This window comes from Afifella sp. IM 167, from assembly GCF_020144925.1.
Lineage (GTDB): Bacteria > Pseudomonadota > Alphaproteobacteria > Rhizobiales > Afifellaceae > Afifella.
Genome location: NZ_NSLC01000004.1, coordinates 292,112 through 303,616, shown reverse-complemented (window position 1 = coordinate 303,616; position 11,505 = coordinate 292,112). Strand labels below are relative to the sequence as shown.

The 11,505-nt window shown below is 68.0% G+C and carries 10 protein-coding genes; 3 read left to right on the top strand and 7 right to left on the bottom strand.

What is annotated here, in order from left to right; translation table 11 throughout:
* Positions 1-46 precede the first annotated feature (46 nt).
* The 4 genes from nadC to nadA are packed head-to-tail and all read right to left on the bottom strand — an operon-like array spanning position 47 to position 4,061.
* Complete coding sequence (nadC, locus tag CLD20_RS09005; protein WP_224406281.1) at positions 47-892, bottom strand: carboxylating nicotinate-nucleotide diphosphorylase; 846 nt, start codon at positions 890-892, stop codon at positions 47-49.
* Positions 885-2,513, bottom strand: a complete 1,629-nt coding sequence (locus CLD20_RS09000) for an L-aspartate oxidase (protein WP_224406280.1) — start codon at positions 2,511-2,513, stop codon at positions 885-887. The genes nadC and CLD20_RS09000 overlap by 8 nt, the downstream gene beginning before the upstream one ends.
* 1 nt (position 2,514) lies before the next feature.
* Positions 2,515-2,979 (bottom strand): GNAT family N-acetyltransferase, encoded by a 465-nt coding sequence (locus tag CLD20_RS08995; RefSeq protein ID WP_224406279.1) that lies wholly within the window; start codon positions 2,977-2,979, stop codon positions 2,515-2,517.
* A 23-nt stretch (positions 2,980-3,002) separates the two neighbouring features.
* On the bottom strand, positions 3,003-4,061 hold the full coding sequence (gene nadA / locus CLD20_RS08990; RefSeq protein WP_224406419.1) for a quinolinate synthase NadA: 1,059 nt from the start codon (positions 4,059-4,061) through the stop codon (positions 3,003-3,005).
* A 1,050-nt stretch (positions 4,062-5,111) separates the two neighbouring features.
* Between nadA and CLD20_RS08985 the strand changes: the two genes are divergently transcribed.
* Both CLD20_RS08985 and CLD20_RS08980 read left to right on the top strand, forming a co-directional pair.
* Positions 5,112-6,647 (top strand): phage minor head protein, encoded by a 1,536-nt coding sequence (locus CLD20_RS08985; RefSeq protein WP_224406278.1) that lies wholly within the window; start codon positions 5,112-5,114, stop codon positions 6,645-6,647.
* Positions 6,644-7,219 (top strand): contact-dependent growth inhibition system immunity protein, encoded by a 576-nt coding sequence (locus tag CLD20_RS08980; RefSeq protein ID WP_224406277.1) that lies wholly within the window; start codon positions 6,644-6,646, stop codon positions 7,217-7,219. The genes CLD20_RS08985 and CLD20_RS08980 overlap by 4 nt, the downstream gene beginning before the upstream one ends.
* A gap of 52 nt (positions 7,220-7,271) precedes the next feature.
* Here CLD20_RS08980 and glyS read toward each other — a convergent pair whose 3' ends face one another.
* Genes glyS through CLD20_RS08965 form a run of 3 tightly spaced genes read right to left on the bottom strand, consistent with a single transcriptional unit; the run spans position 7,272 to position 10,900 of the window.
* Positions 7,272-9,494, bottom strand: coding sequence for a glycine--tRNA ligase subunit beta (glyS, locus tag CLD20_RS08975; protein WP_224406276.1), 2,223 nt, complete (start codon positions 9,492-9,494; stop codon positions 7,272-7,274).
* A 7-nt stretch (positions 9,495-9,501) separates the two neighbouring features.
* The gene (locus tag CLD20_RS08970) at positions 9,502-9,957 is read right to left on the bottom strand and encodes a hypothetical protein (RefSeq protein ID WP_224406275.1); all 456 of its coding nucleotides are present in this window, start codon (positions 9,955-9,957) and stop codon (positions 9,502-9,504) included.
* Between the two features lies 1 nt (position 9,958).
* Positions 9,959-10,900: a glycine--tRNA ligase subunit alpha gene (locus tag CLD20_RS08965; RefSeq protein ID WP_224406274.1), complete on the bottom strand. Its 942-nt coding sequence runs from the start codon at positions 10,898-10,900 to the stop codon at positions 9,959-9,961.
* Positions 10,901-11,084: 184 nt separating this feature from the next.
* Between CLD20_RS08965 and CLD20_RS08960 the strand changes: the two genes are divergently transcribed.
* Positions 11,085-11,441 carry a hypothetical protein gene (locus tag CLD20_RS08960; protein ID WP_224406273.1) on the top strand — a complete coding sequence of 119 codons (357 nt, stop codon included), beginning with the start codon at positions 11,085-11,087 and terminating at the stop codon, positions 11,439-11,441.
* Positions 11,442-11,505 lie beyond the last annotated feature (64 nt).

Sequence of the window (11,505 nt, the reverse complement as noted above, 5' to 3'; positions counted from 1 at the left end):
TCGCACAATGCGGTGTGGGGCAAGGCTGCCCCCTCAGCGCCGGCCATCAGATGTCGATGTCGAGACCGAGGTCGAGAATGGGCGCCGAATGGGTGATCCAGCCGGAGGAAATGTAGTCGACGCCGCTTTCGGCGATGGCCGCCACCGTCTCCAGCGTGACCCGACCGGAAGCCTCCAGCACGGCGCGGCCGGCATTTATGGAAACGGCCTCGGCAAGCCGCTCCGGCGCCATGTTGTCGAGGAGGACGACGTCGGGTCCCGCCTCCAGCGCTTCGCGGAGCTGGGCGAGCGTGTCGACCTCCACCTCCACCTTGACGAGATGGCCGGCGAAGGCCTTGGCCCGCCGCACCGCCTCGCCGACGCCTCCGGCGACGGCGATGTGGTTGTCCTTGATCAGGATGGCGTCGTCGAGCCCGAAGCGGTGGTTGGAGCCGCCCCCGCATCTGACGGCGTATTTCTGCGCCGCCCTCAGCCCCGGATGGGTCTTGCGCGTGCAGGTGATCTTGGCCGGGGTGTGCGCAATCGCCGCGGCGAAGGCGGCCGTCGCGCTGGCGACGCCGCAAAGGTGGCAGAGGAAGTTGAGAGCCGTCCGCTCGGCCGAGAGCATCGCCCGCGCATCGGCCGAGATGCTGGCGACCTCCGTGCCCGCTTCAAGGCGCGCTCCATCCTCGAGACGCGCCTCGAAATGCGCCTTCCGATCCATCTGCAGGAACGCCTCGCGGGCAAAGGCGAGCCCGGCCAGCGTCCCCGGCGAGCGGGCGCGCAGCACCGCGCGCGCGGTTCGTCCCTGCGGGATCGTCGCCGCCGAGGTGATGTCGCCGGCGCGGCCGAGATCTTCTTTCAGCGCGCCGCGGACGGCGTCCTCGATCAGGATTGTCGCCAGCTCAGCCATGGGCACCCGCGATGCGCTTGTCGTGGTAGGCGGCCGCAATCCCCTTGGCGATGGCGTCGGCGCGGCCGAGCGTCAGGAATTTGCGCTGCGCCTCCGCCGGCACGGGATGCGGAAAGTCGGAGCGGAAATGCGCGCCGCGACTCTCTTCGCGGCGCAGCGCGGCCACCGTCACCAGCTTCGCCGCCGCGAGCGAGTTGACGAGGCTCGGATGGCGCGCTCCCTCCGCCATCGTGGCGATTTCTTCCAGCGCCTTTTCCAGCCCCGTCTGCGTGCGCACGACGCCGACCTCCGCGGCCATCAGCCGGCGGAGGCGCGTCAGGAGCACGTCCTCGCTGAGCTCGTCGGCAGGGCTTTCCGGCGTCGATTCGCCCGACCAGCCGATGACCCGGTGGTTGGGCAGGAGCCCCTGCACGTCTTCCGCGATCCGCGCGGCAAAGACCACGGCTTCCAGGAGGGAGTTGGAGGCAAGCCGGTTCGCCCCGTGTGCGCCGGTCGAGGCGACTTCCCCGCAGGCCCACAGCCCGTCGAGCGAGGTGCGGCCGAGCCCGTCCACATGCACGCCGCCCATATGGTAGTGCGCCGCCGGCGCGATCGGGATCGGCGTCGTCCTCGGGTCGATGCCGGCCTCCATGCAGGCGGAAAAGACGGTCGGAAAGCGCTCCGGAAACTCTTCGCCGACGGCCTGCCGGCAGTCGAGGAAGGCGCCGCGCCCCGACATCTTCGCCTCGTGCACGCCGCGGGCGACGATGTCGCGCGGGGCGAGCTCGCCCGCCTCGTGGATCTCGAACATGAAGCGCTCGCCCTTCCGGTCGACGATCGCCGCGCCTTCCCCGCGCAGCGCCTCGGTGGCGAGCGGGGCAGGATCGCGGCCGACATCGACCGCCGTCGGGTGGAACTGCACGAATTCCGCATCCGCCACGAGCGCGCCGGCGCGCGCGGCCATGCCGAGGCCTTCGCCGCGCGCTTCCGGCGGGTTTGTGGTGACGGCATAAAGGTGGCCGATGCCGCCGGACGCCAGAACCACGGCGCGCGTCTGCAACAGGATGCGGGCCGAGAGCCCGCCGCGCCGGTCGCGCGCGATGAGGCCGGTCACATAGGGTCCTTCGGCCTTCAGCGTTTCGGCGACGAAGCCTTCCAGCACCCGGATGGAGGGCGTCTGGCGCACCGCCTCGATCAGCGCCTGCATGATCGCCGCGCCCGCCCGGTCGCCGCCGACGCGTACGATGCGGCGGCGCGAATGGGCCGCCTCGCGCGAAAGGGTGAGCCTGCCTTCAAGATCGCGGTCGAAGGGAACGCCATAGGCGAGGAGGTCGCGGATGCGCTCGGGCGCTTCCTGCGCCATGCCGCGCGCGATCGGCCCGTCGACGAGGCCCGCCCCGGCGGCGATCGTGTCGGCGAGATGGTCCTCCACGCTGTCGCTCTCGTCCATCGCCGCGGCGATGCCGCCCTGCGCCCAGCCGGAGGAGGCGCCTTCGCCGATCGGCGCGGCGGTGATGATGGTGACGGGCCGCGGCGCCAGCTTCAGCGCGCAGAAGAGCCCGGCGAGCCCGCCGCCGACGATGACGACATCGTCGATGCCGGCCCAGGAGGTGGGCGGGAAAGGGGAGGGGGAAAGGGTCACGTCAGGAGAGCTGTTTGCGCATCGGGTGTGCCTTGGCAATGCCGAACATTTTTCCGGGCTCGCCGGCGTCGGTCCAGCCGGAGGCGCGATAGAAACGGTGCGCCGTCGCCGTACTCGTCAGCCGGGCCTCGGCCACGCCCTGGTCGCGCATTTCCTGTTCCATATGGGCAAGCAGCGCCTTGCTCGCGCCGCGAAAGCGGGCCGAAGGCTTCACGTAGTTGAGAAGCACTTCGGGGCCGGCGAACGAACCGACGCAGACGATCTCGCCGCCATCCTCCACGACGAGCACCCGCGATGCCGGGTCCGCGATCCACGCCCGCACGTTCTCCGGCGTCTTGTTGGACGTCCAGCGTTCGATATTGGCGGGCAGCCCCCCATGGTCGGGCACGCAAAGTTCGGCAATCGAAGCGGTCAAGACGGAACTCATCGCCTCCGCATCGCCGGGCTCGGCCTTTCTGATGCGCATGAAGACATTCCCATGAACGGGCGTCAGCTCCTCAGGTTCACCATCCGCTCGACCGAGCGGCGGGCCCTTTCGGCGATCATCGGGTCGATGACCACCTCCTCCGTCATGAAGACGAGGCTGTCCAGGATCTTCGGCAGCTGGATGCGCTTCATGTGCGGGCAGAGGTTGCAGGGGCGCACGAACTCCACATCCGGCGCCTCGCCGGCGACGTTGTCGGCCATGGAGCACTCGGTGACCATCAGCACCTTCTTCGGCTGCTCGTCATGCACCCATTTGATCATCTTGGCGGTCGAGCCGGTGTAATCGGCCTCCGCCAGCACGTCCGGCGGGCATTCGGGATGCGCGATGATGCGGATCGAAGGATCGGCCTCGCGATAGGCGCGGAGCTCCTCGCCCGTAAAACGCTCGTGCACTTCGCAGGCACCGTGCCAGGTGATGATTTTGACATCCGTCTGGGAAGCCACCCAGCTGGCGAGATAGCGGTCGGGCAGGAGGATCACCTCTTTGGCGCCGAGGCTTTCCACCACTTCCACGGCGTTGGAGGAGGTGCAGCAGATATCGACCTCGGCTTTGACGTCGGCCGAGGTGTTGACATAGGCGACGATCGGCACGCCCGGATGCGCCTCGCGCAGGAGCCGGACATCCTCGCCGGTGATGGAGGCGGCGAGCGAGCAGCCGGCCCGGCTGTCCGGGATGAGGACGGTCTTTTCCGGGCAGAGGATCTTCGACGTCTCGGCCATGAAGTGCACGCCGCACTGGACGATGATCTCCGCCTCCGATTTCGCCGCTTCCTGGGCGAGCTGGAGCGAGTCGCCGACGATATCGGCGACGCCGTAGAAGATCTCGGGCGTCTGGTAGTTGTGGACGAGCAGGATCGCGCCCCGCTCCGCCTTCAGGCGGTTGATGTGGAAGACGTAGGGCGCGTGCACCGGCCATTCGAGCGCCGGGATGACGTGCCGGACCTTCTCGTAGATCGGCGCCGTCGCCTCGGCGATCTCGGGCGTGTAGGCAAGGTCGGGGTAAGGCTTGACGCCAAAGCGCTCGGCCGCATCGCTGAGCCGGCGGGTCTCGGGCACCTTCATCGCGGTCGCCGCATTATTATGGGCCATACTCGCCCCTCCCTTTCACCTGTTTATACTCAGTTTGAGCATAAGCTGAGCCAAACAAAACCCGGCAGAGCCGGATGGCGTTGAAATAAGGTCGCTGGGGCCTTTGTGCAAGTCATATGACGCAGGGGCGCCATGCACGGCGTGCATCTTCCTCGCCAAAGGCCGCGCAACTCCGGCGTTTCGCCGGCCGGGTGCTGCCCCTCGATGGGGAGGGCGTTTGTTTGCGCATCATTGCCTGGTGGCCGGCGCCTTGCCGGTTGCGGCATCTCCCTCAACCGGCAGCCACCCTCTCCCGCCTCCGAGAAATGGGGGAGAGGGTGGAGCGAGTTGCACCGTGTCGTGACCGGCGCCGAAGCTGCCGTGGCGGTGTCTTTTGGCAGGGCGCCAAACCTCTCCCTCGAAGGGAGAGGTCGGCGAGCGCGGAGCGCAGCGACGCGGAGCCGGGTGAGGGTGAGGTCTCGTCCGGTGAAGTCCTTTGCGAGCGGGTTCTGCGCTGCGGCCGCTCTTGGGCTCGGTGCGCGCTGAGAGCTCTCCCTCACCCGGCTGCCTCCGGCAGCCACCCTCTCCCTCGGAGGGGAGAGGGTGGAGCGCGCTGCGCCGCGTGAGCGCTTGGTTTCGGCCGGGAGCCGTGCAGGCGGCGACAGGTGCAACGGCGCCAAACCTCTCCCTTGAAGGGAGAGGTCGGCAAGTCCCGAGCGAAGCGAGGGAATGCCGGGTGAGGGTGAGCCCTCGTTCCGCGAAGGTTTTTGCGAGCGGGAACGATCACCCGCCTGGTGGCCTCTCTTGGGTGTCGAACCCGTAGCCTCACCGGTCGGCAACGCTGGCCCCCCTCTCCGCGATGGGGAGGGTGGGCCCTCTGCGCGGCCAAGCCCGGCCCGATCACCCGCGTCCCTGCGCCCGCCTCCCACTTATCCCCGCCCTCCGCCGCGCCGGCACACTTCGAACGGATTGTCGAGGTGAGGCGAGATGCCGGAGATCCAGCGGCCGGAAACCCAGAGGGAAGCGTCGGCATGGCGGCCGGGAATGGCTGCGGCGCGTCTCCGCCTGCGCGCTTTCAAGGCCGCCGAGATCGCCCGCCGCGAGAGCGCTCCGGCCGAGCCGCCATCAGCCGAAGCGCGGCGCCTCCGTTTCCGGGTGCGGCTCAATGCCGAGATCCACCGGAATGCCGCGAGCCTCGCCGCTTCCCTGCCGGATTTCCTCGGACGCAGGCTGCGGCCATCCGATCTTCTCGACGTCTCCGAAGAGCGCGACGCGGCGCTGGCCGAATGGGAGCGGCGCCTTTCCGGCCTTGCGGCGCATCTTGTCGAGGAACCGGAACGCCTCGAAGAGGCGCGGCGCGTCATGGAGGAGGCGCTCTTTCGCCGCTTCTCCGGGCGCATCAACGCGCTCCGCCAGCAGGCCCTCGGCATCGACCGCTATGTCTGGCGCTCGCGCGACGACGAGAAGGTCCGCCCCCTCCACGCCCGCCACGACGACAGGGTCTTTTTCTGGGACGAGCCGCCGGAGGGCGGCCATCCGGGCGAGGCCTGGAACTGTCGCTGCTGGGCCGAGCCCTTCGTGGAGGAAGAGGCGGAAGCCCCGCCCGAGACCGGCCTCACCTACCGGCTCGGGCTCTCGGGGGCGGCAGTCGGCGGCGTTGCGGACGCTGCGCGCGACTTTGCCCTCGACAACCTTCGCTCGCTCGGCGAGACGCTCGAAGACCTGCCGGCGGCGCGCCGGCTGGTCTTCCTCCTGCGCCGCGAGGCGCGGGGCGAGCTGACAGATGCCGAACGTGCCGAGCTCGACGGCGTGCGCGAGGCCGCCCGGGACAAGGCGGAGGCCTTCTTCCGCGACGCGCCGGAGCTGGCAAAGGCGCTCGGCGCCTACCTCCTTGCTCTGCAGAGGCGGCCGGCGCTCCTCGACGAGGCATATCGGCAGGGCCTTGTCACCCGCCAAGAAGTTGAGGCCGCCTATCGCGAGCGGGCCTATGTCGACACGCTCGTCCTTCTCAACGTCTCGCCGGTTTCTCTCGCCCTGCGGGCGGGCAAGCTCACCCGGCTGCGGAACCTGGCTGGCGACGCAAAGGCCCTGGTCGAGGCGTTCGCACGAGAGGCAGCTCGCCTTCGCCGCCGCCTCGGCCATGTCGGCCACAACGTCGTCGACAATCCGGGCATCGTCTGGGGCCGAGGTATCAAGGAGCAGGGGATTCCCTGGGAGGATGCTCTGGAGGCGACCGGCCAGTTCGGCCAGCGGTTGCCGCAGAACTTCAAGACGATCGATTTTTACGACCCCGTCACCAAGACGGCCACGAGCGCAAAAACTCTTGACACTACGGCAGGTGGATACGCGCGGAATCCGAGTAGAATTTTCTCCGCCGTCAAGAGATATGTTGATCGAACAAAGTCATTCGATGGAAGAGAGGGCTTACGTCAAGGCTTGGAGGTCTCAGAGATCCAGACGAAGAAAATCGAGCTGGCTGTTCCCGAAGGCACGACCAAAGAGCAAATCGTTCAGCTTCGACGTGCCGTGAGGTATGCTGAGAGTCAGGGAGTTGAACTCAAGGTGAGCTTCATAAGATGAACCGTGAACGCGCTATCGAGCAGCTCAGAGCCAGGATTCGCCGAGAACGACGGTTCGAACCTAAGCCATCCCCCCCGAAAGAGCGGAAGAGGGCAAAAATCCACGCATTCCTGACTCATACTCTGATTTTCTCCCAGGCCGTCTACAGCTCAGTTCACGCGGACCCGGACGGATATGAAAAGCGCTTTACGTCCAAGATGACCGATCTCGATATGGGACGCGAAGCGCGGGCGGCGCTTCGGGCGAGCCGGTTCATTACGCCGGACCACCCGGAATGGGACCGGCTCATTCGGTTTGGCTCGGATGACGAGATTCGAGCAGATGTGGCGCGGGAGCTGGCTCATGCGCGCATCAGGACGCAAAAGGCGCTTTTTGAAGGCTCAGGCTCGGTCAGCCTTACGTTGCAGGACGGCCGGATCTCCGTCGATCCGTGGCGCTATGCGGGCCGTGGCGCTTGGGAACCCGTCTCCGGCATCGGGCCGACGACCCTGCCCGAAAGCGTCTCCGACGAAGAGTTCGGCGCGGCGATCAACGCGGCGCTGGAAGTCAGCCGCAACGCCTGCCGGGACTAGCGGCGCCGTTCCGGGCTGCTGCCTGGTTATCGCCGAAGCGGCCCAAAAACCCTCAGCCGCCGATCTTCGAAAAATCGGCCACCTTGTGCATCGCCTGGCGGATGCGGCCGAGGAGCTTCAGGCGGTTTGCGCGCAGGCCCGCATCCTCGGCGTTCACCGTCACATGGTCGAAGAAGGCGTCGACCGCCGGGCGCAGCTCGGCGAGCGAGGCCATGGCCCCTGCAAAATCTTCCGCCGCAAGGTGCTCTTCCACATGCGCCTCGACGCTCCCGATGACGGCGAGAAGCTCGCGCTCGGCCGGCTCGCCCTTCGCGTGGATGAGCGCATGGTCGGGCTCGCCCGCATAGCTGGTGCCGTCCTTCTTCTCCTCCGCGCGCAAGATGTTGGCGGCGCGGCGATAGGAGGTGAGGAGGTTCTGCCCATCCTCTGAATCGAGGAGGCCCGCCAGCGCCTCCACCCGGCGCACGATCATGACGAGGTCGTCCTGGCCGGCAAGCGCGAAGACGGCGTCTATCAGGTCGTGCCGGGCGCCTTCCTCGCGCAGATGCACTTTCAGCCGCTCGGCGAAGAAGGCGAGGAGATCGGCCGAGAGCGCGTGGGCATCGGGCAGATCCGTCAGAGGCGCGATCGTGACGCCCCTGTCCGGTCGAGAGAGCGGATCGTTCGGTGCATCCCCCCAAATTGTGCCGTTCCTGCCGAATGTGCCGAGGTGCGCTGCGATGGTAGGAAGAAGCCGCAGCCTCAGCGAATTCTCCAGAACGATGCGGATGACGCCGAGCGCCGCACGCCTGAGCGCGAACGGGTCCTTGGAGCCGGTCGGTTTCTCGTCGATCGCCCAGAAGCCGGTCAGCGTGTCGAGCTTGTCGGCGAGCGCCACGGCGATGGCCACCGGCTCCGATGGCACCGCATCGCCCGGCCCCTGCGGCCGGTAATGGTCGCGGATCGCATCGGCGATGTCCGCGCTCTCGCCCTGCGCCTTCGCGTAGTAGCGGCCCATCACCCCCTGCAGCTCGGGGAATTCGCCGACCATGCCGGTCGGAAGGTCCGCCTTGGCGAGCCGCGCCGCCCGCTCGGCCGCCGCGCGGCTGGCGCCGACCAGCGGCGCGAGTTCGCCGGCGAGGCTGGCGATACGCTCAACCCGCTCCGCCTGCGTGCCGAGCTTGTCGTGGAAGGTGACGGCTTGAAGCTTCTTCGCCCATTCCTCCAGCGGCGTCGCCAGATCCTGCTCGTAGAAGAAGCGTGCATCGGAAAGCCTTGCGGCGATCACCCGCTCGTTGCCGGCGATGATCTCCTTGCCGCCGTCGCTGGCGACGAGGTTGGAGACGAGCAGGAAGCGGTTGGTCAGCGCCCCGTCCGCGCCCTTCAGCACGAAGCATTTCTGGTTCTGCCGGATGGTGAGCCGGATGACCTCTTCGGGAATGTCGAGGAAGGCTTCGTCGAAGGCGCCCATCAGCACCACCGGCCATTCCACCAGTCCGGCCGTCTCGGCGAGAAGGCCCTCGTCCTCCACCAGCTCCAGCCCCTGCGCGAAGGAAAGGTTCTTCGCCTCCGCCTCGATGATCTTCTGCCGGCGCTCGGCGTCGAGCACCACCTTCGCCGCCTCCAGCTTGTCGACATAATCGTCGAAGCGGCGGACCGTGATCGGCTCCGGCGCGAGGAAGCGGTGGCCATAGGTGACGTTGCTGGAGGAGAGTTCGCCGAGCGCGAATTCTACCACCTGCGGGTCTTCCGTCTCCGGCCCGAAGGTGCACAGGATCGAGCGCAGCGGGCGCACCCAGCGCAGCGCCGCGGTGCCTTCCGCGCCCGGCGCCGCGAAGGGGGAATCGGCCGGCGCCGAACCGGCGCCCCAGCGCATCGATTTCGGCCAGGGAAAGCCGCGGATCACCTTCGGCATCAGTTCGGCGATGATCTCCTCGGCGGCGCGGCCGGGTTTTTCGATCACCGCGACGTAGAAGTCGCCCTTCTTCGGATCGCTCTCCACCTTGGCTTCCTCGATCGAGGCGAGCCCGGCGGCGCGCAGAAAGCCTTCCAGCGCCTTTTCCGGCGCGCCGACGCGCGGCCCGCGCCGTTCTTCCTTCAGGTCGGCCGAGCGGGCGGTGACCCCGTGCACGGTCAGCGCCAGGCGTCGCGGCGTCGCGAACCCCTTGGCGCCCTCATAGGTGAGGCCGGCATCGACGAGGCCGTCGGTGACGAGGCGCTTCAGGTCGTCCGCGGCGCGCGCCTGCATGCGCGCGGGGATTTCCTCCGAGAAGAGCTCGATGAGAAGGTCGGGCATTTTTGGGTCAGTCCTGGTCCGGCCCGGACTTGGGCGAGCGGGAGGAGAAGGAGATGTCGACCGCCTCCAGATACTGGTGGGACATGCCCGCGGCGGCGTTGAAGACGACGCGCATCAGCATGTCGTGGCCGCTGACGTAATCCTTGATGCGCTCGATCATGCGCTGCAGGGCGGATTCGTCGATCGGCACGGTGAGGCGCGCGATCTCCTGGGCGAACGAAAGCTCCAGCCTCTCGTTGGCGTCGCGCTTGACCAGCGAAAGCCGCGCGGCCTGGTTGTGCGTGCCATCCTCGCCGCGCCAGGCGAGTTCGCCGATCGCATAGGCCGCCTCGCTCTCCATGCGCCCGGAGCGGTTCAGGCGAAAGCTCGCCGTCCAGGACTGGGCGGTGAAGACCATGGGGATGCGCTTGGCCGGCGGCGGGGGCGCCGGGTTCTCCCCGCCTGCATTCGTCTCGTCGGACATCTCAGGCGCCTCCGGCTTCGGTCATCAGCCAGGCGCCGCCGCATGCGGTCGCGAGGCTGCGGACCCTCAGGATGTAGTTCTGCCGCTCGGTCGGCGAAATCACGCCGCGCGCGTCGAGGAGATTGAAGATGTGGCTCGCCTTGATGCACTGGTCGTAGGCCGGCAGCACCATCCGGTGGTGGCCGCCCTCGCGCTCGGCCTCTTCCTGCCCGGCCGCCAGCAGCGCCTTGCATTCGGCTTCCGCGTCCTGGAAATGGGTGAGCAGCCGCTCGGTGTTGGCATGCTCGAAATTGTGGCGCGAATATTCCCGCTCGGCCTGCAGGAAGACATCGCCGTAGGAGACCTTCTCCGCGCCTTCGCGGCCGTTGAAATTGAGGTCGTAGACGTTGTCGATGCCCTGCACATACATGGCCAGCCGCTCCAGCCCGTAGGTGAGCTCGCCCGCCACGGGCGCGCAATCGTAGCCGCAGACCTGCTGGAAATAGGTGAACTGCGAGACCTCCATGCCGTCGCACCAGCACTCCCAGCCGAGTCCCCATGCGCCGAGCGTCGGGCTCTCCCAGTCGTCCTCCACGAAACGGATGTCGTGCAGGTCGGCCCTGACGCCGATCGCCTCCAGCGAGCCGAGATAGAGCTCCTGCAGATCCGGCGGCGAAGGCTTCAGGATCACCTGGAACTGGTAGTAGTGCTGCAGGCGGTTGGGGTTCTCGCCGTAGCGCCCGTCGGCCGGCCGGCGCGAGGGCTGCACATAGGCGGCGTTCCACGGTCGCGGCCCGAGCGCGCGCAGCGTCGTCGCCGGATGGAAGGTGCCGGCGCCCACTTCCATGTCGTAGGGCTGCAGGATGACGCAGCCTCGCTCGGCCCAGTAGCGCTGCAGCGTGAGGATGAGGCCCTGGAAGGAGCGCGTCGGGCTCATATGCTCCAAAGCGGCAGTCTCTCTCATCGGTCTCGGCTTTCGGGAAACGCGGCGCTTCAGGACGGAAACCTAGCGCCGCGCACGCTGCCTGCCATGCCGGGGCGGGCCGGTCAAGGCGAAGGCGGTTGCGAGAGCCTTCCGCTGCAGTGAACCTTTTGCCCTCCCCGATCCACCCACTCCGCGAGGCATGGAGCCTGAAGGAGTGACGATCATGAACAGGAAGATTGCAACCCTTGCGGTTTCGGCCGCGATCCTCATCGGCGGTGTCACCATGGCGGCCGCCCAGAGCCAGGGCGGCGGCGGCGGTCGCGGCGGCGGCGGCGGTGGCGGCGGGGGAGGCGCGGCCTTCTCGCGTCTCGATATCGGGCCCTTCACCCATGTCGACCCCAAGCGGCCGGAGCGTCCGCGCCCGACGCGGCGCGTGCGTCGCATCCTGCCGAAGGCGGACAGCGACTGCACCTGCCGCGTGCGCCGTATCCGCATCAACGGCTATCTGCAGCCGGTGCGCGACTGCTACGAGCTGAACCGCATCAACGGGCGGGTGCAGATGAACTACTGCGCGCGCTAGGCCTTGCGGCAGGGATGCCGGACGGGCTCGCCTTCGGGCGGGCCCGTTTCCTCACATGCGCGGC